The organism is Enterocloster lavalensis, from assembly GCF_046603895.1.
Lineage (GTDB): Bacteria > Bacillota > Clostridia > Lachnospirales > Lachnospiraceae > Enterocloster > Enterocloster lavalensis.
This window is the reverse complement of record NZ_CP176637.1, coordinates 3,170,323-3,194,726: the sequence shown is the minus strand read 5'-3', so window position 1 is coordinate 3,194,726 and position 24,404 is coordinate 3,170,323. Positions and strand designations below refer to the sequence as shown.

The 24,404-nt window shown below is 43.0% G+C and carries 28 protein-coding genes; 4 read left to right on the top strand and 24 right to left on the bottom strand.

Going from position 1 to position 24,404, the window contains the following annotated elements; translation table 11 throughout:
• Positions 1–27 precede the first annotated feature (27 nt).
• From ACK2JC_RS14300 to ACK2JC_RS14270, 7 genes are all read right to left on the bottom strand, one after another.
• Complete coding sequence (locus tag ACK2JC_RS14300; RefSeq protein ID WP_024736699.1) at positions 28–219, bottom strand: hypothetical protein; 192 nt, start codon at positions 217–219, stop codon at positions 28–30.
• Positions 220–248: 29 nt separating this feature from the next.
• Positions 249–992, bottom strand: coding sequence for a M23 family metallopeptidase (locus ACK2JC_RS14295; protein ID WP_368271218.1), 744 nt, complete (start codon positions 990–992; stop codon positions 249–251).
• Between the two features lie 78 nt (positions 993–1,070).
• Positions 1,071–1,445 carry a sodium ion-translocating decarboxylase subunit beta gene (locus tag ACK2JC_RS14290; RefSeq protein WP_368274977.1) on the bottom strand — a complete coding sequence of 125 codons (375 nt, stop codon included), beginning with the start codon at positions 1,443–1,445 and terminating at the stop codon, positions 1,071–1,073.
• Positions 1,390–3,078, bottom strand: coding sequence for a serine/threonine protein kinase (locus ACK2JC_RS14285; protein WP_368271219.1), 1,689 nt, complete (start codon positions 3,076–3,078; stop codon positions 1,390–1,392). The genes ACK2JC_RS14290 and ACK2JC_RS14285 overlap by 56 nt, the downstream gene beginning before the upstream one ends.
• Before the next feature lie 332 nt (positions 3,079–3,410).
• Complete coding sequence (locus ACK2JC_RS14280) at positions 3,411–3,821, bottom strand: MmcQ/YjbR family DNA-binding protein (RefSeq protein ID WP_007705980.1); 411 nt, start codon at positions 3,819–3,821, stop codon at positions 3,411–3,413.
• A 185-nt stretch (positions 3,822–4,006) separates the two neighbouring features.
• Positions 4,007–4,483 (bottom strand): hypothetical protein, encoded by a 477-nt coding sequence (locus ACK2JC_RS14275; protein WP_118754264.1) that lies wholly within the window; start codon positions 4,481–4,483, stop codon positions 4,007–4,009.
• A gap of 414 nt (positions 4,484–4,897) precedes the next feature.
• A complete protein-coding gene (locus tag ACK2JC_RS14270) occupies positions 4,898–5,122 on the bottom strand; it encodes an alpha/beta fold hydrolase (protein ID WP_368271220.1) in 225 nt (74 codons plus the stop codon).
• Between the two features lie 53 nt (positions 5,123–5,175).
• Between ACK2JC_RS14270 and ACK2JC_RS14265 the strand changes: the two genes are divergently transcribed.
• On the top strand, positions 5,176–5,385 hold the full coding sequence (locus ACK2JC_RS14265; RefSeq protein WP_368271221.1) for a hypothetical protein: 210 nt from the start codon (positions 5,176–5,178) through the stop codon (positions 5,383–5,385).
• A 363-nt stretch (positions 5,386–5,748) separates the two neighbouring features.
• On the opposite strand, the gene ACK2JC_RS14260 is transcribed toward ACK2JC_RS14265, so the two are convergent.
• The 7 genes from ACK2JC_RS14260 to ACK2JC_RS14230 form a co-directional block, all read right to left on the bottom strand.
• Positions 5,749–6,054, bottom strand: a complete 306-nt coding sequence (locus tag ACK2JC_RS14260) for a hypothetical protein (RefSeq protein ID WP_368274751.1) — start codon at positions 6,052–6,054, stop codon at positions 5,749–5,751.
• An 84-nt stretch (positions 6,055–6,138) separates the two neighbouring features.
• Entirely contained in the window at positions 6,139–7,512 is a 1,374-nt protein-coding gene (gene xerC, locus ACK2JC_RS14255) for a tyrosine recombinase XerC (RefSeq protein ID WP_002304423.1), read from the bottom strand.
• Between the two features lie 4 nt (positions 7,513–7,516).
• Positions 7,517–8,140, bottom strand: coding sequence for a helix-turn-helix domain-containing protein (locus ACK2JC_RS14250; protein WP_008982548.1), 624 nt, complete (start codon positions 8,138–8,140; stop codon positions 7,517–7,519).
• A 117-nt stretch (positions 8,141–8,257) separates the two neighbouring features.
• On the bottom strand, positions 8,258–8,494 hold the full coding sequence (locus tag ACK2JC_RS14245; RefSeq protein WP_008791989.1) for a helix-turn-helix domain-containing protein: 237 nt from the start codon (positions 8,492–8,494) through the stop codon (positions 8,258–8,260).
• A gap of 6 nt (positions 8,495–8,500) precedes the next feature.
• Complete coding sequence (locus tag ACK2JC_RS14240; RefSeq protein WP_008791988.1) at positions 8,501–8,908, bottom strand: type II toxin-antitoxin system PemK/MazF family toxin; 408 nt, start codon at positions 8,906–8,908, stop codon at positions 8,501–8,503.
• A 514-nt stretch (positions 8,909–9,422) separates the two neighbouring features.
• Positions 9,423–9,728 (bottom strand): helix-turn-helix transcriptional regulator, encoded by a 306-nt coding sequence (locus ACK2JC_RS14235; RefSeq protein WP_368271222.1) that lies wholly within the window; start codon positions 9,726–9,728, stop codon positions 9,423–9,425.
• 261 nt (positions 9,729–9,989) lie between these two features.
• Complete coding sequence (locus tag ACK2JC_RS14230; protein WP_195395612.1) at positions 9,990–10,553, bottom strand: hypothetical protein; 564 nt, start codon at positions 10,551–10,553, stop codon at positions 9,990–9,992.
• Between the two features lie 286 nt (positions 10,554–10,839).
• On the opposite strand from ACK2JC_RS14230, the gene ACK2JC_RS14225 reads away from it, so the two are divergent.
• Entirely contained in the window at positions 10,840–11,289 is a 450-nt protein-coding gene (locus ACK2JC_RS14225; RefSeq protein ID WP_002304411.1) for a helix-turn-helix domain-containing protein, read from the top strand.
• Between the two features lie 51 nt (positions 11,290–11,340).
• Positions 11,341–11,895: an ImmA/IrrE family metallo-endopeptidase gene (locus ACK2JC_RS14220; protein ID WP_195395613.1), complete on the top strand. Its 555-nt coding sequence runs from the start codon at positions 11,341–11,343 to the stop codon at positions 11,893–11,895.
• Between the two features lie 90 nt (positions 11,896–11,985).
• Here the strand turns inward: ACK2JC_RS14220 and ACK2JC_RS14215 are convergent, their stop codons facing one another.
• The 5 genes from ACK2JC_RS14215 to ACK2JC_RS14195 are packed head-to-tail and all read right to left on the bottom strand — an operon-like array spanning position 11,986 to position 18,724.
• A complete protein-coding gene (locus ACK2JC_RS14215; protein WP_368271223.1) occupies positions 11,986–13,533 on the bottom strand; it encodes a hypothetical protein in 1,548 nt (515 codons plus the stop codon).
• A gap of 22 nt (positions 13,534–13,555) precedes the next feature.
• Complete coding sequence (locus tag ACK2JC_RS14210) at positions 13,556–14,584, bottom strand: hypothetical protein (protein WP_368271225.1); 1,029 nt, start codon at positions 14,582–14,584, stop codon at positions 13,556–13,558.
• Between the two features lie 38 nt (positions 14,585–14,622).
• Positions 14,623–14,970: an MmcQ/YjbR family DNA-binding protein gene (locus ACK2JC_RS14205; protein ID WP_128132383.1), complete on the bottom strand. Its 348-nt coding sequence runs from the start codon at positions 14,968–14,970 to the stop codon at positions 14,623–14,625.
• A gap of 38 nt (positions 14,971–15,008) precedes the next feature.
• On the bottom strand, positions 15,009–18,071 hold the full coding sequence (locus ACK2JC_RS14200; RefSeq protein WP_368271226.1) for a type I restriction endonuclease subunit R: 3,063 nt from the start codon (positions 18,069–18,071) through the stop codon (positions 15,009–15,011).
• Positions 18,072–18,085: 14 nt separating this feature from the next.
• Positions 18,086–18,724: a hypothetical protein gene (locus ACK2JC_RS14195; RefSeq protein WP_368271227.1), complete on the bottom strand. Its 639-nt coding sequence runs from the start codon at positions 18,722–18,724 to the stop codon at positions 18,086–18,088.
• Here ACK2JC_RS14195 and ACK2JC_RS14190 point away from each other — a divergent pair.
• Positions 18,707–19,417 carry a restriction endonuclease subunit S gene (locus tag ACK2JC_RS14190; RefSeq protein WP_411338518.1) on the top strand — a complete coding sequence of 237 codons (711 nt, stop codon included), beginning with the start codon at positions 18,707–18,709 and terminating at the stop codon, positions 19,415–19,417. The two genes, ACK2JC_RS14195 and ACK2JC_RS14190, sit on opposite strands and share 18 nt — an antisense overlap.
• Here ACK2JC_RS14190 and ACK2JC_RS14185 read toward each other — a convergent pair.
• From ACK2JC_RS14185 to ACK2JC_RS14165, 5 genes are all read right to left on the bottom strand, one after another.
• Positions 19,414–19,956, bottom strand: a complete 543-nt coding sequence (locus tag ACK2JC_RS14185; RefSeq protein WP_411338506.1) for a restriction endonuclease subunit S — start codon at positions 19,954–19,956, stop codon at positions 19,414–19,416. The two genes, ACK2JC_RS14190 and ACK2JC_RS14185, sit on opposite strands and share 4 nt — an antisense overlap.
• A 12-nt stretch (positions 19,957–19,968) precedes the next feature.
• On the bottom strand, positions 19,969–20,964 hold the full coding sequence (gene xerA, locus ACK2JC_RS14180) for a site-specific tyrosine recombinase/integron integrase (protein ID WP_368271229.1): 996 nt from the start codon (positions 20,962–20,964) through the stop codon (positions 19,969–19,971).
• Between the two features lie 111 nt (positions 20,965–21,075).
• Positions 21,076–22,287 carry a restriction endonuclease subunit S gene (locus ACK2JC_RS14175; RefSeq protein ID WP_411338505.1) on the bottom strand — a complete coding sequence of 404 codons (1,212 nt, stop codon included), beginning with the start codon at positions 22,285–22,287 and terminating at the stop codon, positions 21,076–21,078.
• Positions 22,277–23,782, bottom strand: coding sequence for an N-6 DNA methylase (locus tag ACK2JC_RS14170; RefSeq protein WP_368271232.1), 1,506 nt, complete (start codon positions 23,780–23,782; stop codon positions 22,277–22,279). Before ACK2JC_RS14170 ends, ACK2JC_RS14175 begins: the two co-directional genes overlap by 11 nt.
• 88 nt (positions 23,783–23,870) lie before the next feature.
• Complete coding sequence (locus ACK2JC_RS14165) at positions 23,871–24,080, bottom strand: helix-turn-helix domain-containing protein (RefSeq protein WP_117417704.1); 210 nt, start codon at positions 24,078–24,080, stop codon at positions 23,871–23,873.
• Between the last annotated feature and the right edge of the window lie 324 nt (positions 24,081–24,404).

The following is a 24,404-nucleotide window of genomic DNA, read 5'->3' as shown; positions in this document are numbered from 1 at the left end:
ATTGCAATTTATCAAAATAGTGATCTGTTACTTCTTTCGGTTCTTCCATAAGCACTCAATTAGTTCAACAAAGAACAATACCAGGAAACATATTACTCCTCCCGCTAAGGTTATTCTGTAAGGATCGCCGGATATTACCCCATAAATCATACACACCAAATCAAAGCCAACAGAAATCACGAACGCCTTTAATAATGCATACAGTACAAATTGTTTCATAAAGTCCTCCTCTTAACCTACTGCGCTATTTAGTTACCCTGCCGGACCATCTGCCCAACTCCGATATATGGCGGATAATAATTTTCACTATATTCCTCCAAGCATCTATCATCAAACTTTTCATAATTCGGGGTTTTCTTCACTATAATATTTTCAAATTCAATCGGAAGCCCGGGAGAGGAATAAAAGCTTTTTCCCAACTGCACCTGAAAATGGAGATGTGGCTCCGAGGTATTCCCCGAATTTCCACACTCAGCGATCTTTTCTCCCTTTTTTATGGATTGTCCCACAGACACCTGTATACTGTCCGGTTTAAGGTGTGCCAGCAAGGAGTATTCATCCGCAGAATGACAAATCAGAACGTAATTTCCCCGAATATCGCGGGCATTGCATGAGGCGGTCCTGTTCTTCGTGATCCTGCTATCCGGATTCCCGGTACAAATTTCCGCCACTGTGCCGTCTGCCGGAGCTAAAATATCCCTGCCATAACAATAAAAGGAGCCTGCTTCTGTCTCTTCTCCCTGAAAGCTGCTGCCGGCGCTATCCAGGATTACAAAATCATACGCATATCTTTGCGTCGGTATCTCCCAGGAATGGGAGGTTTTTTCAGTTACCCCGCCATTTGCAACCACCCACTCACCGTTAAAGGGCAACGCATATTTCACCTGCGGATGATAGCTTTCAATACTGGGAAGATTGCCGCGGTATTTATATTCCAGCACAATAATACCCCATAACTGTTTTAAGGATTGTATCAGTACAGAACCATTCATTTATATTACACCACCTCCGCTATTTCTGATTGAGCCAATTATATCAAACAAACCTATAAGAAGAAAGAGCATCGGAAGTCAGTGCTTACGGTTAAAAAGAATGAATCCTGCTATAACCATAAGAATCACTCCTACAATAATTATTAAGATAGATAGATTCCCGCCTATTCGGCCAGCTAAAAATATAGAAGTCGGCCCATCTGCACCGCCTATAACAGATATGGACATACTTTCTTTCATTTTCAATAGAATCTCAATAATAACCAAAACCACTCCCAATATACACATTATGATTCCCAGAACTTTTTTCACTTTCATAAAAACTCCTTTTTGTATATTCCCATGCTTATTGATTTTTATAAAATAGCGCCTACTGTGGATTTGATAACTACAACTATTAAAATATTGCTGCAGTTCCATATCCGTAAAGCGCCTCCCGTGCCGCGTGTAAATCTCGTTTTTCGCAATCCGCCGCCTTCCTAACTATGGAATCCACCGGTTCCTCGGACGCCGTTTCTTTCAGAGCAGACAGTGTAGTTTCCTTTTTGTCTATCCCGGCAGACGAGGACATTTCCGTTTCTATGTAAACAGGACTGCCTTCCTGTCCTTTGGAGTGGGCTGCGCCGTCTGTCAGTTGAAACAGAAAAAACATGACAGCCAGAACGTAAGCCGCTCGTAATATAATTCCGGTAAAATCATGCGCCTTCAGCCTGGTATATGAATAAGTACAGGGGCCGTAGGCCATAGCCTTTAAGACCTCATGATTTTCAGGACTGTACCTGAGCAGACGTTTCCGTAAGTCAGCCGCTTCCAGGGGCTTTTCAAGCATTTCCTTCACCTCTGCTATCATAGCTAACATAGGAAGGCGGTGGTAATCATTGTGGCAGCGGTCTAAATAATAGTTCCCTTCTATTTCAGCCTGCTCCAAATCACCTCCACTTATCAGACCGCGAATCTTTGCGGACAGTGAACGCATCTGAATATCTCTATTCTTACAGAGCCACGGCGTCTCCTCAAGCATAATCTCCAGCTTTAGCTCTTCTCTTTCAGCCGCTTGTTCCTCTCTCAAACAACGCAGGCAGGCGCTACGCAGATCGCTGTGCAGGAAACAGAGCATGGCGCCTTTATGCTTTCCTGCCAGCTTCCATGCCAAATCTTCCAGTCTCAGAGCCTCTCTGACCCGGCCACTGCGGTATAATCCCACCGCGGCATTGTGCAAGGAATTCGCCCGTTCCTTCATATTTCCGATTCCATTGATTCCGGACAGCAAGCAGGCCGTAGAAGCGCTTAAAGGACGGTTTTCGTAAAGCAGCGGGCGCAGCATTATCCGGTTTCTGTAAATTCGCAGAAAATAAGTAATTATGAAAAATGCGGCCATTGCAAACAAAAACCAGCTGATTGCCCGAGACCAGCCCGGACTGTAAGACCGCCTGTAAACCCACAGGACCGAAATCCATACGAAAATCATCCCCGATAGAGTATCCACAATACACATTCTCTCAACTGCAAGAAAGTATCTTTGTCCCTCCTCAAAACAGTCCCCGGCTGACGGATCATTCCTCAATCCCTCCGCCAGCTCTAACGCATAAGCAAACTTCTTCCTCTTCTTTTTCACTCCAAAGCTTCCGGCCAGCAAAAACGCCATGGCGGCAATTAATGCGAGGGAAAAACCAACATAGAGCGGCCAGGTATCGTCTTTCACCACATCAATCTGGCAGCCAGCCGCGGATATCCCGCTGGCGGACAGTATTTCCATTTCCCTGATTTTATTTCCTGAGTCGCTCTCGATACGCAGCGCAACCGGCTTTCCAAGCCGATGCTCCGGGAGCTTTCCTTTAATTCTTAAATAGCTTTTCCCGTTTCCCGTTGCACTTTCCCACATTAACTCTGCGTCCCCATCGCTCACATAAGGCTCCATATATTTTCCTTCGGCCTGAAGTTCTATCGTGAATGTATCCTGGACAGGTTCAAAAGAAAGTTCCGTGGTCTGTTTGTAACTCCCTTCCTGACGTGAAAGCCAGAAAGCAAAAATAATCATAAAGACTGACAGTATGGGAAATAAAAGCCATAGCCTGCTTCTCTTCATAAGTGTCTCCTTGTTGTTTGTAAATTCATCCCCTTGTTACCGGAAAACAGAGAAAAATGCGCGGCCCAGCATCTTAAAAAGACGCAGGCCGCGCGTATATAATGTCATAAAATATACACTTATATCGGATAATCCGGGCAGCGTCATCCATGGCGGTGTCCATAAAGTCCTCTATTTTCAAATTTTGTCTTATCATACCGGATAATACATAAAATAGCAAGAAAAAACTCCAATATTTTTCTTCGCAAATGGGGAGGAGTCAAACGGATTATCTGTGTGGATTCCCCCACAAATTCTAATTTGCTGCTTATATTAGCAACAATTAACGTTCTCTACTTTTCCAGCATTTTCTTCTGTGCCTTTTTACTTAACGATGAACGTACCAATTTATAAGAAGCATACACAATATCTGAAAGTACATCTTGTGGAATATTACCATCAAGATATATTGTGCTCCAATGCATCTTGTTCATGTAGTAACCTGGCACGATATCCTCATACTTGCTTCGTAGCATATCACTGAAGACAGGTTCCAATTTCAAAGTTATTATAGGACGTCCGTTTCTGTCATCAATGCCGATGTAGGCGTACATTTTGCCACATAGCAGATATTTGTACGCTTGCCATGCAGGTTGAAATTCTTTTTCCGTAGAAGGCTGCTTTTGTAAGCATTCATCCAACCATTGGTAACTTTTTATGATGTTCTCAGACCATGGAGTTACGTTGCTGCTTATCTCTGCCATAATATATTTCCTTTCCAAGCTATTCTGATATATGATCAAAAATTAAAACATCAAGCACATGTTATCCCTGAATTTTGCAATAGACTGATAACAGTCATTAAATCTTCCGTTGTCATTTCTTTTCTGCCCGCGCGATTTCTCCCTTACAACTTCTAATTTTCCAGTTTGTCAAACTGGAAGTTGTGTTACTCAATGATAATCAAATGATTTTGTAATACCATGCCACATTTCGGGCATTTTTCTTTTTGGAAAATCGAAGGAATATCAGGATATTTGCGTTCACACTGATTGTAAATTGTTGAATCAACCTCCACCATTGGCATGACGATTGGTTTATTCATTATGTGTTTGCACGCTCTGCACATCCATGTATTTCTATAATAAACGTGGTAAAATTGATTTCCGTTTTTATAGCAATGTACCGGTAACCATTGAAACCGTTCTACTTTAGCGGGCAAATTTACAAATGCAAGATATATTTTATTTGTACCAACTTCCCTTGATATATTTATAAAAGGAACTATATCCTTATTTGATTTTTTCAAGTATTTTAAAAGTTCGTTATCTTTTAGAATATCATCAAACTTCGAGGGGGAAATTATAAATGTTTCTAAACCATCTATAAAACATACATCTGCGCAATAGCTTTTCAAGCGTTCCACATTATTCCTCCCTTACAACTTTTGATTGTTACAATTTTCCGTCTCTTTTTTCTTGCCCCTTATTCTATATGTTTCGATATAAAGTTTCTTGATAATTGGGCGATTTCCTGATATACAAACTTATACAAGTTATGTGGAAAGTCAAATAATTCGTATTGTGAACCCCTTATCTTATCTAAATATTGTAAAGCATACTTTATCCAACTCTCTTTTTTAAGTGCCGTACCCTCTCCGTTTGATAAAAAGAATAGCATTGGAATCTGCAAATATGGATTATTCTGTTCTACCAGCCCAATCGCATTTCTCAAGTTTTCAGCTTCGCTAATCCAATTTTGGTTAGCTAAATTGCGAAATGCTAAATCTTCAATTTCATTTTTTTCCTTTTCGGAAATTTTTTGTTCTTTTAAGAATTGCTCAACTAAGGCGCTGGCGGTTGTTTTCGGTCAAATCACTACGCCCGTAATCTAACTTTTCAATCCCAATAACTTGATAGGTTTTGGCTAATGCTTTCGCTAGAGTTTTGTATTCCAGGCTCGGAAAAGGCACTCCTGACCCAGACAAAAGCACCAAGGTAATAGAGCCTTGACCATAACAATATACAAAGTTTTTATATCCATGTACTTCTACAAATTTTTCCATTTGCTTCTCCCCAACAATTATTTTTGTACGCCTTATCCGCCAAGGGTGCTCTTTTGAAGATGGAAAAACTGCCCAAAACCATTCAACTCGTATTAGCAGGTACAATTTTATTAGCAGATTTTAAAAGGTTCACCAAAAACAAAAACGCCCAAAACCAGCAAAATCCGGCTTTCGGCGTTTCATCCAATGTTCCTGAGCGGATTCGAACCGCTGGCCTTCCGCTTAGGAGTAGACCCGATACGACATCGGGAAGTGACATCTAATGCTTAAAAATGCTTGGAAATACAAGGTTTTTCAGCATTTCAAATCCCATCTGATACTATGCTGCGATAGCTAATTCAGAGGGATTTTACACCGTCCGATTGGCTCGAAATTAGCAAGGCTTTCGATTTTCGGTGGACGTTGCAAGTGCAAGTAAATGTCACTATGTAACTTCTCGTGATGCGAAATGATAGGAAATCCTATTCATTCCCGTGTGGGGGTGCTGGTGTCCTTAGACACAGATTTCAGTCTGTTTAATATATCATTTCAAGATGGTTTTTTCAACCAGTATTATTAAGAATTTCAAAGGTTTTTTCAGACTCAATGATTCTATGTAATTTAGACCCGCCGAAGCAGGTCTTTTTTTATTTCAGCATGATCTCTCTATCCTCAGCACCGAGCATATAAGCACCCTTGGCAAAAGCATCCCTTGCCAGAAGCTCTGCTACATAAACCCTATCGAACAGCATCCAGATTTCCTTCTCTTTCGGAGTCAGTTCATGGCTATGGTCAAACAAATGCTCAAGTCCCAATCCTTCAAGCAATGCCGACTTCGCTGCTTCGTATTCCTCAGCTCTGCCAACATATTCGTCGTTCCGTTCCTTGGAAAATCCCTCGATATTGTCAGCTCTCAGATGCTCGTAATACTCGTCCATAAAGATTCTATCCATACTCGTTGACCTCCAAAACAAAAAATAAGGGCAGACCCTTTTACAGCTATTGCAGCTATGTAAAAGGATCTGCCCTTGCAGTTATTATAATGTTTTTGCCAGCGACTTCAGGAGTGCTGCCATTTCCGGATTTTGCAGAAGCTTCAGAAGAAGTTCTTTATCATCAGCGGAGCTTTCCGTTGCAGCCGGTTGAACCGGCTCAGGCGTTGCCTGTCTGCCTGAGTAGAACGCAGCTTCCATTCTTTCAGCGTTCAGTCTGCGGTCATCGTCGATAATATGGGAGTAAACATCCGCTACCATTTTGACCTGTGCATGACCGGAATCGCCTTGAACGGATTTCATATCGCCGCCGTTCAGCTTCAGCTTGTAAGTGATACTGGAATGTCGGAGACTATGGAAAACCACTTTCGGCAGTCCTTTCTCCTCAATCAGCTTATTGAAAGCACGGTTGATAACCTGCCCCTCAATCGGCTTGCCATTGGAAGAACAGAAAACCAGATTGAAGTCTACGAATTCGTCACCAAAAAGGTCTTTCAGTTCTTCAATGTCAGCCTTTCGCTGTACCAACATTTCCGCTACGGTTTTCGGTAAGAATACCTTGCGGACACTTGTTTTGGTCTTAGGAGTTTTGAGAACCAATGCCGTATGCGTACTGGCGAAGGTCGGCGGGAACTTGAACATGATGTCCTTACCGTCCAGATCTGCCATCGCTTCACGATTTACTCTCTGCAACTCCTTTTCAACGAAGATGCTTGCCTGACCAAGTTCAATACTGGTGGGGGAAATGTCAATACAGTCCCAGGTAAGCCCCAGAAGCTCGCCCATTCGCAGGGAACAGGAGAAGGCAAGGTTAATAGCCAGACGAAGAATATCATCGTCACAGGCTTCCAGAGCCTTCTGGAGCACTTCTGCCGTCCAGATGTCCCTGGTCTTGTGTTCTTCCTTCGGCAGTGTAGCGTGCTCCACAGGGTTTCTGGTCATCAATTCCCACTTGACCGCCTGATTGAAAGCATTTCGCAATGTCTTGTGAACCTCTCGGACAGTATGCGGAGTCAGATATTCTGTACGGGCTTTTACATACTTAGAAGAAACCGCTTTGACAGAAAGCAAATCTCGGTAATACTTGTCCATGATTCTCGGTGTGACATCCTCCAGCTTCATATCACCGATGAGGGGACGAATATAGTTTGCAATCAGGCTCTTTCTGCTTTCATAGGTAGACATCGCCCATGTGTTCACACCATAGATTGACATATACTCATCCAAAAGATCGTTGACGGTTTTAGCAGAAGGGGGAATAAAGGTTCCGGACTCCTGCTCATATTCAACCTGCAACTTCCTTTTCTTTGCTTCGGCATTCGTTTCAAAGGTTTCCCACTTCTGACGCTTGTTGCCGTTCTCATCGGTGTATGTATAAACCACAGAATACTTCTTTTTTCTCTTAACAATAGATGCCATGTAATCAGCTCCTTTCCTGTCTATCTTCCGCTAACTGGTAGCGGGTCTGATTCTGATACCATTTTTCAAAGCTCTCTTTGGTAGCTCGCTTATATCTGCCAACCTTGATAAGCTCAAAATCTTCATTGGCAACGATATAGTAAATGGTCTGACGATGTACCCCAAGCATTCTTGCCATTTCCGGCAGACCGTAGGTGGATGCCATAATATCTGCATCCAGTTCCTGATCCTCTACCGTGCGGTAATCGGTTTGAGAAGCATACCATCTTTCAAAGCTCTCCTTGGTCACTCTGCGCTTGCCCAGGACATCAACCACATCAAAATGCCCTTTGGCAACCAGCTCGTAAGCAGTCGCTTCTTTCAGCCCAAGGCGCTGTCCAAGCTCCTCCATTGAATATGTAGTTTTCTTCAGTTCCTCTCCGGGAGGGGTTCCATCGACCTTCTGATATTTGAACTGATTGGCATACCATTCTTCAAAGCTGTCGATCATCACCCTCATGGTGTTGCCGACAAGAATGGTTTTGAAGTAATTCTTCTTAATGAGCCAGTATGACTCCGTTTTACCAAGACCGAGCATCCTGCCCATTTCCGGAACAGACATACTCGTGCGTTTTCTCATTTCCGCCATCGTACAACCTCCTATGTAAAAAATGTAGCCATGTGTTTCTTGTCATGGCTACATTTTATCGAACTCTCAATATGTTTTGAAGTTTGTCGCCGGGTTGTACGACACCCTTGACAAATCTTACATTTGATGATCCAACCACTCATCAAAACTCTTTTTGGAGATTCTGATGCTGCCGCCAATGCGGACACTGTGAAAAACTTTCTTTTTCACAAGGTTGTATGCACTGGTTCTGCTGATGCCCAGAATATCCTGAATCTCATCAACCGTATAGGTTCTCTTATCAAACTGAACTGCGTTAGTAGCCATCGCTTCTTCGGTGCGCTGATTCATGGCAGCGATTCTTTCTTCAAACATTTATGTTCACTCCTTCGTTCTCTTTGCTTTATGTTTTGTGGGACGCTTTTTCAGCTGCTCCATTGCCAGACTGACGGATAAGGCTTTCTCAATCGCTACCATTTCACGGGGCGTTACCTTACCTAAGTAATTATCAATCCTGCTTTTATCAATGGTGCGAATCTGTTCTAACTGAACAACGGACGCTTCTTTGAATGCAGGATTGTCGTAAATAACAAAGTGCGTCGGCATATTCGCTTTCTTATGGATTCTGGTGGTGACCGTTGCCACAATCAATGTGGGAGCGTGTTTATTACCGGTATCGTTCTGAATGACGATAACCGGACGGATGCCGCCTTGTTCCGACCCAACTACCGGGTCCAGATTGGCGCAATAAATATCACCACGGCAATATACCCAATTTTCTTTCATCATGTGCCATGACCTCCTTTCGTTGGGTATGTAATAACTGACTGCCCGAAAGGAATCAGGCAGTCAGTCCAAAAGTCTATGTGTCCCATATTTGCCACGCACCCCTGGGAAAGAGGGCTTACGCCCTCAGGGAATCACCGAACGACTGATTGCGAATCAGTTCCATAGGAATCTAACCTCTGCCGGGTTCTCCGCCAGCTCCGTAGAGAAGTATCTTTAATCCTGTTGCTTTCATGGCCGTATTGGGAGCAACCCAATATTTACAAGCCAGTATTGATCGCTGGCATCGGGAGAGAGACAACTGCTTAATTTATAGAAGAAAGTCGTTCTGTTTCTCTGTCCGATACGTCACGGCGTACCGCTGATGTGGCTGATGCTCTCGCACCGGCAACAGGAACGTATTCGATGACTGTGTATTCAGTTTTCAAGGATCAAGCAGCCGATTTTCTTTGGCTGTATCTAAATTGTACCTGTTCCTCATGCAAGTTTTTATTGCCTCGTAGGTATAGTTTTGAGGTTATTCACGACCTAAAAATATGTAATCAAGGGTTGTGTCAAAGCGCACAACCAATTCGATTGCCAAATCAATAGAGATACCTCTGTTGCCGGTTTCAATTCGTGCAATGGAGTTTGCAGCAACGCCCAACTGCTCCGCAAGCTGTTCCTGTGTAAGCCCATGTTTCTTTCTCAAGGCTTTAATTCTTTTTCCGCTTTCAACCAAGTCGTAATACATTTTCGTTCCTCCGTGTTTTTGAATTTGTGAAGTTGCAAAATCAAAAACAGCAGGAGGAGATCGTGCCCGATTCTCAATGCCCTTTGCCATTTGCCTGTCCTCCTTGCAGGCATAAAAAAAGAGCCGGAGTAAATTGCTCCAAGCTCTCGTTCATGCCTTTGTGTTAAAATGAAGGAAGATAGGCAGGTATTAAAAAAGCCCCGTACCCATTACAGGCACGAGGCGTAACTCTCTCTATTCAATTTTATGCCGCTATCTCCCAGCATAGCCATTTTAACACTGGACAAGTCGGACTTTCAGTAGGGAAACCGTCGTATTTTCATCGGATTTTAGTCGGACTAAAATCCTGTCTTAGCACTCACAATAACACAAGGCTTCTTCCTCCCTGGCACTTTCCAGGAAATCTTTCAATTTAGGAATGGCTGTTCCCCAAAGTGACAGACCAAATAACAGAATTGCTTCTTTCTTTCGGTCATAGTAGGTGCTGCGTTCCATATTCAGAACCTCCAGCATTTCTGATTCCTTGTACTTGAAGCGATTGAGATATGCCTTTGAGATAATCTCACAGTACAGAGCGCCTTTATCCGGATATTCTCTGATTTTCAACATAGCCATATCTACCAGTTCAATGATCCACTTTGTCTCGAATAAGCTGCGAATACGTTCTTCAAATCGTTCTCTCGCTTCATCCGGAGCAAAGTTCTCCAGATAAATCAATGCACCATCTAAGCTATCACCGTAAGTACAAATAAGGGTATCACATACATCATTCGCACGATCAATGGTAGACCAGCACACCTCTCGATATATGGATAAAATCAGCTTTGCTCTTTCATACAGAACCTTCTCGTCAATGTTCTGCATCCGGCAAAGCATTCGAATATTGCTTAATACCTGTGTATTATATCTGCTCATTCAGAATCTCCTTTCAGCCTAATCCATAAAATAAGAATTCCTTTCTAACTCCTGTCGCTTGGCTAAAGGGAAACAAATACCATGGGACAAGAATGACTATAACTTCCGATGTATGATAAAAAAACAGAAGCAAGAATCGGAAGTTCTTGACTTTATAAAAGTTCCGATATATAATTAAGTGGAACTAAAACTTCTGTTCTGATTCTCATTATAACATCTTCCAGAAGTTTGTCAACAAATAATCGGAAGTTACGAATAAATATTTTTTGAAAGGAAGGACAGTACCATGACATTTGGAGAAAAAATTAAAGAAGCTCGTTTGGCTATGAACCTATCTCAAACGGAGCTTGCCCAGATGACCGGCATCTCTGAAAGATCCCTTTACACCTATGAGCAGCTCGGAACACTTCCCAGAAAAAGCAACATCAGAAAGCTTGCTGAAGCGCTGCATATCTCTGTGTCCTATCTTTTGGACGAATCTGAAACAGACAGCCAGAGCCATATAGATCAGGATATGTTTATTTTAGAGGCAAAGGAAAACTTCGGTTCTAAGGGAGCAAAAGAAGCTCAGGAAGTGCTGGGGCGTGTAAATTCTCTGTTTGCCGGTGGAGAATTGGACGAGGACGCAAAAGATGTATTCTTCCAGGCGATTATGTCAGTTTATATGGACTCTAAGAAAACAGCACGGGAAAAGTACACTCCGAAGAAATACAGAAAGCATAAAGATAAAGAGTAAAATCCTCAAGCACAGAATCTGTTTTCTGTGTGCGATTCGGAGGTGAAGCAAATGAAAACGGCAGAGCATATCATTGAAACTGTCGATAAGCTTGTGCGAAAATATCACACCAGAGACCCTTACGAGTTGTGTCAGCTGTTAGGTATCAAAATCCATTATTACGATTTACAGAAGAAATTGAAGGGCTTCTTCTATTACCAGTCCAGACAGAAGAATATCGTGATAGATCACAATGTGAACGGTATCCTGGAACGTATCTTAGTCGCACATGAATTAGGACACGCTGTCCTGCATACGAAAATTGCCATGATGCACGGCTTTCAAGAAATGGAAGTGTTTGATGATAAATCAATCGAAGAAAACGAAGCAAACTTCTTTGCGGCAGAGCTTCTGTTAGAAGATGAGGAAGTTCTGGAATGCCTTTCGGAACACACATTTTTTGAAACTGCTAAAATGCTCTATGTACCGGCAGCGTTATTAGATTACAAATTCAGCCTGCTCCATGAAAAAGGGGAGCTGGTAAATTCGATGTATATTCGTAAAGCAGATTTTCTGAAAGAAGATCTTCATGCCTACGATAACGACATTAGTTATGGCGATATATGAATATCTATTTTTATATCTTTACAGAAAAAGTCCACCAGTACGATGCGCAGTGCATCATGACTGGTGGACTTTTTAGTTGTCATCAGGAGGTCAAACAGGCTCATCATCCGGAAGGTCAAAATCAGCATCCGTACATTTTCTGATAATGTGTTTTGTTTTGTCCATCGGCAAAGGCACATCTTCCTCCGTAAAGTATTCTTTCTTTACGACTTCGACTACTGCTTCGTGATTATCTTTGCCAGCAGGAACGATCACGAAATCGCCCACCTGAATAGAATCGTCATCCGAAATATAATAGTAGCTCTTGCACCCATCTTCAAACTCTACGCTGCAATAGATAATATCATCGTCACAGCGCCGTACCTTCCCATACACAGATGGGTTCATAATTTCGCCCCACCCATAGAAAGACATAAATTCAAAGACTGACTCCATAAACTCCGCCCAATCGTCCGGAAGCCCCTTTTTATCGTAGGTTCCCTGAATGAGCTTTTCATTGCCCTTTTGAGAAACAACCTTAATGGTGTAGTCTATGGTTTCAAGCGGATTAATCACTACATTCTCCGGATTTCCTTCTATATGGTCAAAGATACTTTCCGCATCCATATCTTCAAGAAGGCTTTCAATCCCGCCCTCAACTTTGTATTTTCTGCTTACAGAGCACCCAGAACCGATATTCTGAATGTGTTCAATACTTTCGCTCTCTCTGTCCACAATTAAAGACTCTGTGTAATCCCAGACAGCGTATTCTGCGTGTTCTGAAATAGGAACCTTTGGCTTAATCTTTGTGATTCGATGATAATTTACTTCAATTCGATTCACCATATCAGGCTTATTATTTCCATCAAAGGCATACAAATCAGGCATTTTCAAGCTATCACGAAGCAGATCTGACAGGTCAATTCCGTCCACTTCAAAAGACGAGCATAACGAACCGCTGAACTTATAGACATTTCCTGCGGTATTGGTCAGCTCCATATTCCAGTTTCCAATATCCGTTGCTAAAACCTCATCGTACCCATTGCTGAAATACTCTGTAAACGCAGAAAAGATTTTGTCGGAAGCCGCTTTATCAATTTTCAGATTCTGACTGTGGGCTTTTTCGTATCGACCATCTCTGCGCTGTCCGAAAATATACGAAGAAAACCACACCTGTCCTTTTGAATTAAGGGTTATGTGTTGCTCAACTTCTTCATCCGGTTCCGGGCAAGGGCCATAACCAAGCCGGTTTGAAACAATGTGAATCTTTCTAAGTTCTCCTTTGAACAGGAAGGGATTCTCGCCAGAAAGCAGGGCAAGGCGACTCAATGCCAGAATAAACCACGAACGATTTTCGGGCTTCAAGATGTCTGCGGCATCGTATGCCCAATGATTAAAATATCGCCATTGGGAATAGATTGCCGATCCAAGCAGTTTGATGTCTGTGACCTCGTCAATGATACGATTTAGCGCATCACAGCTGCTTGCTGCATTGCCATATTTTTCTGAAAAGGCATGGCCGCAATCCATCTGGAATCCCAATGCCTGACAATCATCAGCCAGGTAATGGTCAACCAGCTCTATGTAGCTGATTTTCTGATCCTTAAATTTCTCAATCCACTTTGTGGCGAATAAGTGTACTTGCTCTAAATACTCCATTGCGACCTCCTTCCGAATCGAATTAAAACTCCTCCCAAGTCCGACCGTTCAGATCATTTGCGATTACATCGGTGTTAGGCATTGTTTTATATCCGAACATATCAGCAAGATTGAAGAACTTGCTTTTTTGAATCGGGTTCTTACTGCTTTTTCTAAAGTCCATCGGGTAGAACTTTTCAACGATAAAATATCTATGGCTAATCGTCCGAAGGTTATAGCCATAATGATCTGCACGATGGATTGCCTCATTGATTCGTTCAATCTCATCTGCGGTAGGTTCGGCTCCGCTTTCGGCACGATAGGTCATGCTGCCGTTATTTTCAACTGCGATGACGGTCTTTTTCAGCTTACCAATGGCACGGATACTCTTGTCCTTATACAAGGCGATATATCCATGTTCCGAGAAGTTGCGGGATTCCTGGTCATAGAACAAATCCAAATCCATATTGTCCTGAAAAGTTGTACCGGCTACGATTGCTCTCATCCATTTATAGCCATCCGGTATCAGCTTTTCATCAAAGCAATACTTCTTGAAATCGTCTAAAACGGCGATGATTTCCGTATCTCTATCGTCAACAATATCCTCCATAGCGTTCACAAGCTGCTCGAATGTCAAGTTGACGTGCTTAATCGGATGGATAAGCCAGGTTGCATTTTCACTATTATACTTTTTCAGTTCAACCGCCAGTTCATCAAACAGTTGCGGTTTCATCGGCTTGGGGTCAAGGGTGAGCAAAACCTTTATATCCTCAGCGCCAAACTGCTCCAGATGATTTACAAGCTGCTGCTTATAAAACTGATTGTAGAGCTTTGTTTCCACCACTATTTTGAAGCTCTTTTGGCTGATAACCGCATCCGGAACGCTATCGTCACCAACGACCTGCAAATCAAATGTGATTTCCGAGCTTTCGTCCTCTCCAAGAATAAGGCTGTTCAGCATAGAAAAGAACTTATCGGCGTTATAGTTATACAAACGAGAAAGCATCAGCATGGTGTTTGAGGTATCCACATTCTCTTTGGAGTGGTATCTCTGAAAATAATGTATCTGCATATCGCACCTCCTAAAACCCATCTGCCGTTTCGCTTGCGTTACCGGGTCAGTTGATAACTCAATTCCAGCAAGGGCTTGATTTCATCTGCTGAGACTGTACCATCGAGAAGAATGCTGATCCAATTCTCTTTGTTCATGTGATAGGCGGGGAAGAATCCCTCTTTCATACGCAGTGAACCTATCATCATCGGATCGCACTTGATGTTCAGAACATCAACCGTTTTATCTTCTGCTAATCCCAGCTTTCTTGCATTGATTTCAACCACCAACGCAAACCACTTTTTATTGTTCTTATGGCGCAAAACGCAATTCCAGTCATTCCACGGGTAATCCGGTTCTGCTCCATAGATTTCTTTTGCCCATTCAAATAGTTCTTTTCGTTCCATCGTTTCCATCCCTATATGATAAGGCGATACACCATAGATTAGACTTCCATCACATTATCTGTCCAAAGCTCGCACTGTGTCATTACAGTCTGAACAGCATCATCCATACCCTCCGGCGGATATTTATGTTTCTTCAATAGCCGCTTAATGAGAGTACGCATTTTGGCACGAGCAGACTCTTTACGCTGCCAGTCAATCGTCTTATTCTTGCGAAGTGTATCTGCCAATTCTTTTGTAATCGCAATCAATTCTTCATTTTCGTAAAAGTCCTTGATTGCTTGCGGTTTCGTAAGTGCATCATAGAATGCCAACTCATCAGCTGTAAGGCCGAGCTGTTCGCCCTCTTTGTGGGCTTCTGCCAGCTGTTTTGCGAGTTTCAGCATTTCTGCAATGACTTCTTCATTGGTGAGCATACCATTCAGATATGCGTTGATGGCTCTCTGCATGATCTCGCTGAACTTTTCGGACTTAACCACATTCGTTCTACGGTAAATAGATACCTGTTCTGCTATCAGTTTTTTCAGCAGCTCGATTGCCAGGTTCTTCTCTTTCATTTTGCTGATTTCCTCAAGGAACTTCGGATCAAACAAAGAGAATTCCTCTTGCATATCAGAGAACAGGTTAATAACGCCCTCGCTCTTGATGCTCTGCTTCAAAAGTTCATTGATACGAGCGTTCATTTCAGGCAGAGAGATCTTCTTGCCGGTTCCCGCATTTGTCAGCCGCAGCACCAGGACACGCACCGATTCAAAGAACGCCGCTTCAAAGCGATCAGCTTCACATACCAGAGAGGAACAAAGAGAAAGAGCCTGATGAAGCATGAGGGCTTCCTTGATAAAGGCGTCTTTTTCTTCTTCCTTTTCACGGGCGATGATATAGTTTACCGCACCGCTGATGGTCTTTGCTCTTTCCAGATCGGTTCCGGTAGTGAACTTGGTGTAATCAAATCCATGGAATATATCACGGCAGACACCGAGCTTTTCGATAAACTTCGGATAAGCGACTTTGGCAACATCCGTATCACCATAGTTTTTCTTATCACGGGTGGTGTAGTCATTCATTGCCTGTTTTAATGCGGTAGCAATGCCTACATAGTCAACGACCAGACCGCCTTCCTTGTCACGGAACACACGATTGACACGGGCGATTGCCTGCATTAGATTATATCCGCTCATCGGCTTATACACATACATAGTAGCCAGGGACGGAACATCAAATCCGGTCAACCACATATCAACGACAATGGCAATCTTCATCGGACTGTTGTTGTCCTTGAATTTTTTCGCCAGCTCGTCCTTGTGTCGCTTATTGCCGATAATATCATGCCATTCTTCAGGGGCGTTATTTCCGCCGGTCATAACAATACCGACTTTCTCCGTCCAGTCAGGGCGCAGCTCCAGAATCCGCTTATAGATCTTCATTGCAATCGGGCGGGAATATGCCACGATCATCGCTTTGCCTGTAAGCAGACCTTCCCGGTAATTCTCGTAATGGTCAAGAATATCACAGACCAGAGAATTGATAGTATTATCGTTGCCCAATACGGCTTCCATCTGTCCGAGAGTTTTCTTGCTCTTTTCAATAACTTCCGGATCAGCATTATGTGCCATGATTTCATACTCTGTATCAATCATGTGCAGCGTAGCTTCATCCAGGTTGAGCTTAATGACACGGCTTTCGTAATAGACCGGGCGGGTTGCGCCATCTTCGACAGCCTGCGTCATATCATAAATGTCGATGTAATCACCGAACACTTCACGGGTGCTGCGGTCTTTCGAGGAAATCGGAGTTCCGGTAAAGCCAATGTATGTAGCGTTTGGCAAGCTGTTTCGGATAATGCGGGCAGTACCAACAACACGCTTGGCGATTTCTTCGCCGTCCTCATTCTTGGTCATCTTAATCTTTTCGGTTAAGCCATACTGTCCACGGTGGGCTTCGTCTGCCATAACGATGATATTTCTGCGTTCAGAAAGGGCTTCGTGAGATTCCTCAAACTTCTGCATGGTCGTAAAGATAATGCCGTTTGCCTGACGACCGGCAAGGAGATCACGCAGATTTTCACGGCTCTGAGCGTGCATCGGGTCTTGGCGCAAGAAATCCTTGCACTTTGCAAACTGTCCGAAAAGCTGATCGTCCAGATCGTTTCTGTCGGTCAGCACAACAATCGTCGGGCTATCCAAGGCTTCCTGAAGCAGATGGGCATAGAATACCATCGACAGTGATTTGCCGCTGCCTTGTGTATGCCAGAACACACCACCCTTACCATCGGTAACGGTAGCTCGTTTGGTTGATTCGATTGCTTTTCTTACGGCGAAATACTGATGATAACCCGCCAGTATTTTGAAGGAGTTCACACCTTCGTTGGAAAAACAGATGAAGTTCTTTATCAGGTCAAGCAGGCGTTCCTTTTGGAACATTCCCTCAAAGAAGGTATCAAACTGTGCGTACTGCGTGTTCTCGTAGCTTCCGTCCACCGTTTTCCATTCCATGAAACGATCTTCGCCGGAAGTAATTGTACCGGCTTTGGAGGTCATCTGGTCGCTCATAACGCAGATGGCGTTATAGATAAACATGGAAGGGATTTCCTTCATGTAGTTGCGAAGCTGCCGGTATGCAGCAGAAGCGTCAGTTTCTTCTCTGGACGGAGATTTCAGTTCAACAATAACAACCGGAATACCATTCAGGAAAAGCAGAATATCCGGGCGTTTGTTGCTGTTTTCGATGAAAGTCCATTGATTTGCTACAATAAAGGAGTTGTTGTCAGGATTCTTGTAATCAACAAGATAGACGATGGAGGAGCGTTCCTCGCCTTTCTCAAAATAACGCACAGGAATACCATTTTGCAGGTAGTCCATAAAAATAGCGTTTTTCTGCACCAACTCGCCGTTTTCAAAGTTCTTTAGCTTAAAAAGTGCATCACTAATAGCGTCCTCCGGCAGAGAACGGTTCAGACGATAGAGGGAAGCAATAAGTTCTTCCTCATACAGAGGATCACGAAAATCCCTCTCTATGTCGGGGCCATACAGGTAACTGTACCCCATGTTCCGGAATAATTCGATTACGGAGTTTTCATAGTCCGCTTCGGTATAAAATTCTGACATATGCTTTCGCCCCCCTATATCAATGTAAGCTGTTTTCTCAGTTGCTTATCATTCTTTTCTTGTGACACTGCATCATACGATGCCTTGAGCTTACCTAATGCATCATACAGTCTATCCCGATATTCTTCTTCTGAAAACATTTTCGATAACACTTCTGAAGTATGAGGATATTTTTCATTTTCTTCCTTCATTTTTCTAATAATAATCTCATACTGATACATTACAGCCAATGCATTTTCGTAATCTCTCAGGAAATTGCCATAAAGCGACGCAACATTGCCTTTGAAAATAAATTCAAATTCCATTGCCATATTTCTAAGTTCTTCTCGTTTTTTCAAAAGCTCCTTGTGAAATGGCTGTTCTAAGGGATGCTCGATGGCTTCTGCTTGCCCCTCCATATATGTATTGTTTGTAAGCCATACAAAAACAAGGTCATTAGCAAACTGAGGTTCTGCTTTTCTTTTCTCTGAAAGGAAAACATAGTTTTCTTTGCAAAGGGAAATAATGCTATTTGCCATCATATATGCTTTCAATCGGCGTTCAAACAGTTGCTGTTTATTACTTAGTCGTATTTGGTGGACTGATACACCTATCGCAACGACAGCTGCAACGGATGTCATCACGGTACACCAAAAATTCCAATCTCTAAGCATAGAGGTTCCTCCCTTCTACAAATTTCAAACGAAAATTTAGAGCAGCAAGCTCAGGCATATTTTCAAGAATTATTCGTTGATAATGCTGATCCAGAATGGACTACCGGAACAATTAGTGATCTCGGTACCGTTGTTGGAGGCAGTACACCCTCAAAGGCTAAGCCTGAGTATTACACTGAGACCGGTATAGCGTGGATAACACCGAAAGATTTATCCATCAACAAGTCGAAGTTCGTTTTTCATGGCGAGAATGACATAACCGAACTCGGTTTGAAGAATAGCAGTGCAACAATTATGCCCGAAGGAACAGTATTGTTCTCATCTCGTGCGCCAATAGGTTATATTGCTATCGCTGCCGGAGAAGTAACGACAAATCAAGGCTTCAAATCAGTTGTGCCAAAATCGGAAGTAGGAACACCATTTGTTTACTTCTTTTTGAAAAACACTCTTCCGGTTATTGAGGGCATGGCATCCGGATCAACTTTCAAAGAAGTATCTGGCAGCACCATGAAAAATGTCCCTGCGATTATTCCTGATGCCGAAACTCTTGCGAAATTCAGCGACTTTTGCGCTCCCATCTTTGCACAGCAACGTATTTTGGAAGGTCAGAATCATTCGCTTGCGATATTGAGAGATAATTTGTTGCCCAAGCTGATGTCCGGTGAGATCGATGTCTCTGACATCGACCTTTAAGCCACTAAATTTTCGTTTATCGCATTATTCTGTTTGATCTTGGCATCAATGGAGGACAGAATTTCCACCAACGCATTCTGTTTTTCTCGCTCTAATTCGGGAATAGGCATTTTACCAAGAGTTTGTGCATTTATGTTTCCTCTTGTGCTACCGGTATTGAAAGAGTGAATCCAGTCTTTGTACTGTTGTGACAAGCAGAAGTATTTTACATACTTTGGATTTATTTTCGACGGGTCAATGCTGAACTTAATCAAGAAGCCCGCATACACAAACTTCCCATCAGAACCATCATAAAAGTAGTTTCTTCCCGTACTTGCTCCAGTTCGAGCAAAGACTATATCATTGGGTTGCAATAGGTACTCGCAGGCTTTTTCGTCATCAACAGATTTCAAATCGGCCATATTCAAAGTGCCATCATCATTTATATCCGTTATTCGCAAGTAAGTGTAGAGGTCATCAGAAAACGGCACCGCAGAAGCACCTATGCCATAATAACCCCTACCATTAACTGAAACATCTGAAAGCGTAATTGTTTTCATATTTTCGTTCTCCTAACCTATGTATTTGCGGTGAGCAATCTTTACATTGCTCTGTTTGACCATTGCATACTGCAAGGTCGTGTCTATTCGTTGATGCCCCAAGAGCCGTTGCAGCTGCTCCACGGGCATTCCTTTGTCAATCGCCATTGTAGCGAGGGTTCGTCTGAATTTGTGCGGGTGCACTCTCGGAAGCGAAAGCCGCTTGCCAAGTTCACGCAGCCTTGATTCCACACCGCCAATCTGCAATCTTTCGTATGGCGCTTTCAGCGATACAAACAGGGCGTTGTTGCTATCCGTTCTCTGTGCAAGGTAGTTCTGAAGGTGGATTTTGGTTCTGGCATCAAAGTAGACCATTCTCTCCTTGCTGCCTTTACCAAACACCACACACTCTCGCTCCTCAAAGTTGATGTCATCTCGATTGAGAAGCACCAATTCGCCTACACGCATTCCGGTTGATGCCAGCATATCAATCAAAGCCAGATCACGCAGAGAATCGCAATGGTCACGCATGGTTTCCAGCGCTTCATCCGTGTAGGTTTCTTTGATAGTCACAGCCGTTTTCACCTTGTGAATCCTGCGTACTGGGCTTTTCAGGATGTAATCTTCATCTTCAAGCCAGGAAAAGAAACTGGATAAGATTCTGCGGATGTTGTCAATCGTCACCTTACTGGATTTTCGCTCTGTCTGATAGCCGGTCAAATAGGAACGCAGATCATTGGTCGTAATATGCGTGATCCCTTTTCCAATTTTCTCAGACATGGTTTCGATTGTCTTTCGGTAATAGGAAAGCGACTTTTCGGAACATCCTTCAATTCGCTTTGCCGAAAGAAACGCACCGGTCAACCGTGCATTTTCTGCACTTGCATCCTCAGCTGTACTATCGGTTCTTCGCTGAATCTCATATCGGGAAAGATTATGCCTCAGCACTCGCCGCAGCTGCTCTGCCTGTCCATTATCGAGATATGCCAGCATATCTCTTAGCACATCATTTACAAATTCATCATTCATAGTCTATTCTCCTTTTATGATTAGGGAATGACTACGGAGTGGCAATCCTCAGTATAAACTCCTGCCACTCGCAGAAGTTATGGGTTAGGTCGTAAACGAAAATTTAGCGGCTTAAATGTCAAGGTTGGAAATGTCTATCTCACCAGACATCAGCTGCGGCAATAATGTATCTCGTAAATCTGCAAGATGGGCAGTCTCAGTTTGTTTCTGAGAGATCATTTCAAACATTGGAGTCACAATCTCATGGAAACGAGTGAGTATATCCTTTGGAGGAATCAAAACAGAGGTATTCTTGAAATCTGTCTTATTAAATTTGGGCTGAGCAGATCCTCCTTTTATTCCCTGTATGAGTGCTTGCCCTTGGTGATACTTAAACCAAATATAAAGATAGTAGCGTAAATGGGCATCTTCTGGTCTAAGCATAATAATGTTATTTCCGAGGGTCATGCGACCATCCAGCTTCGGGCAGAGGAATACACTTCCCACATCACCAACATTGGAAATGATAATCTCCCCGCCATATAGGGTGGATTTGGATAAGAACTCATAGGAATGCTGGTCAACAAAGACACCAAAGGAACCCGACTTCAAATCGGTGTTTCTGATGAAGTAAGCATAGTTTGGCTCTTGATATAAGCTGACATTAGCTTTTAAAGACGCAAAGCTGCCATTGGCCACATAGTCGGTTACAAGCATAGGCAAACTGCCGACCTTAACAACTGCGAAGTCCTCTGGTATTTCTCCAAACTCAGAGTTTACACGAGGGCTGTTAGGAGATAAGGAAAATGTAGAAAACCAAGAGCGAAATAACCCAACAGCTTGCTGCTCTAAATTTTCGTTTATCGCATTATTCAACTCAATCTTTTCGTCTAATGACTTCAAAACGCTTGCAATTTTCTTTTGTGTGTAAAAATCAACCATAGGAACTGCATACTGCATTATTGAGGTTTTATCACCTCGTGGCATTTTTGTTCCTTTGGATGTCGCCATTGAATATGTGAAAAAATCATCATCTGCAAGTACATAATATAAGAAATCACTATCCGTATTAGACTTTGGAACAAAGACTAATACATCGTTGGAACAACCACCATCATATTGGGCATGCCATATTTTCTTGAAATACGGACGAATATTAGAAACGAGGACATCACCATTTTTATATTCCTGTGTTAAAGAAACAGTCGGTAAAGAGCTTGCATCTGTTATCCCACTTTTGTTTGACAGCATATTCTCGGTTGATATATAGTTTTTTGTATTTAAGTTTGCTACTTCAACTTTTCCTTTGCGAAAAACGCAAATATCCGAAAGATTACACTTCATATCCAATCGCCCCCAGCTTCTTACGGATTTCTGCTTCAAGTTCATGGGACTTAGCGAACATATCAGAAAGTTCCGAAGTCAGGCGAGTCATTTTTTCATCAAACGGTTCGCTATCTTCTTCCTGTTCCTCAATGCCAACATAGCGCCCAGGAGTCAGAATGTAGTCCTGCTTTTCGATAGTCTGCAAATCGGCTACCGCACAGAATCCCTTCACATCTTCCAGGGTTCCATTCTGGAATGTTTCAAAGGTGTCCGCCAGTTTCTGAATATCTTCATCCGTGAAGTCTCTATGTTTGCGGTCAACCATGTAGCCCATCTTTCGGGCATCAATAAACAGCGTTTTGCCTTTCTGCTTTTTGTTTTTGCTAATGAACCAGAGCGTAACCGGAATCGTCACGCTATAAAACAGCTGCGTAGGCAGGGCAACGATACCTTCCACCAGATCAGCATTGATAATATTCTTCCTGATCTCACCTTCGCCGGAGGACTGTGTAGACAGTGCGCCATTTGCAAGAACCAGACCAATCTTGCCGTTCGGTGCAAGGTGGTGGATCATGTGCTGAATCCATGCGTAGTTGGCATTACCGGCAGGCGGCGTTCCGTACTTCCAGCGAACATCGTCCAGCAGTTTATCCTGTCCCCAGTTGGACAGATTGAAAGGCGGGTTTGCCATAATGAAATCTGCACGAAGGTTGGCATGGAGGTCATTAAAGAACGTGTCAGCCTGATACGGGCCGAAGTCCGCATCAATGCCACGAATCGCCATATTCATCTTTGCCATCTTCCAGGTATCCGCATTGGATTCCTGACCATAAACGGAAATACTCTGACGATTGCCGCTGTGTGCCTGGATGAACTTCACGCTCTGAACAAACATACCACCGGAGCCGCAGCAAGGGTCATACACACGGCAGTTATTGAACGGTTTCAAAATTGCAACGATTGTCTTAACGATGCTGGACGGTGTATAGAACTCGCCGCCCTTCACACCTTCGTAGGCAGCAAACTGAGCGATGCAATACTCGTAGGTTCTGCCCAGAAGATCTTTGCCTTCCTCTGTATCAGACATATCCATATTGGTGAACAGATCGACGACATCACCCAGAACTCGCTTGTCCAAATCCGGGCTTGCGTAATTCTTCGGAAGCACATTTTTCAGAGATTTGTTCTCTGCTTCAATCTCTCGCATTGCTTCATCGAGAACGGTGCCGATTTCCGGGGTATGAGCCGCAGCTGCAACGGTAGACCATCTTGCTTTTTCCGGAACGAAGAAAATATTCTCGCCCAAATACTCGTCACGATCTTCTTCAAAACCTTCGCCCTCTGCAACAAGCTCGTTATATTTTCTTTCAAATGCACTGGAAATATAGCGAAGGAAAATCAGTCCAATGATTACCTTTCTATATTCAGCGGCAGGGATATGTCCCCATAACACACAGGCAGCATCCCAAATTTGTTTTTCAAAGCCAATATTGGCATTGTTCTTTTCAGCCATTGCCGATTCCTCCACTCTAACAGTTTATTGTAGTTATGCTTCTTCAGCTTATATTCTACCAAAGAGGCTATCCCATAAAACGGATATATTACTTCTCGTCCGGAACTATTTCCATAATATCGTCAAAGGTGCATCCCAGGACAGAACAGATTTTTACGAGCGTATCCGTAGTTACATTCTCACCTCGATGCATTTTGTTGATGGTATAGTTACTCAGATTTGCCTGTTCAGCCAAATCTTTTTTCTTCATATCTCGGTCAATCAATAGCTTCCATAGTCTCTTATAGCTGACAGCCATCATTTCACCATTCCTTTCTTCCAGATATTTCGTTCAAAAAGTACCTGTACTTATAATTATAGCACGCAAATAGGTAAACTCAACAAGAAAGTGAGCTATCACTACATTTTATTTTCTTATTTCAAAGAATTATCCGATTTTTTGAAGCGGAAGGACTTTTAGAGCTTAGAGAAGCGGAATTTTGGGGTTTTACAAATTGGCAAGCAGTGTAAACCTGTACAGGTTCACTCATTTTCTCGATTTTCCCTTCGGTGCAATCTTCGCAAATTTGCTTGTTGGGGAAGCATCCCCAATCCCCTTTGATCGGTATCTACGATACCGGCT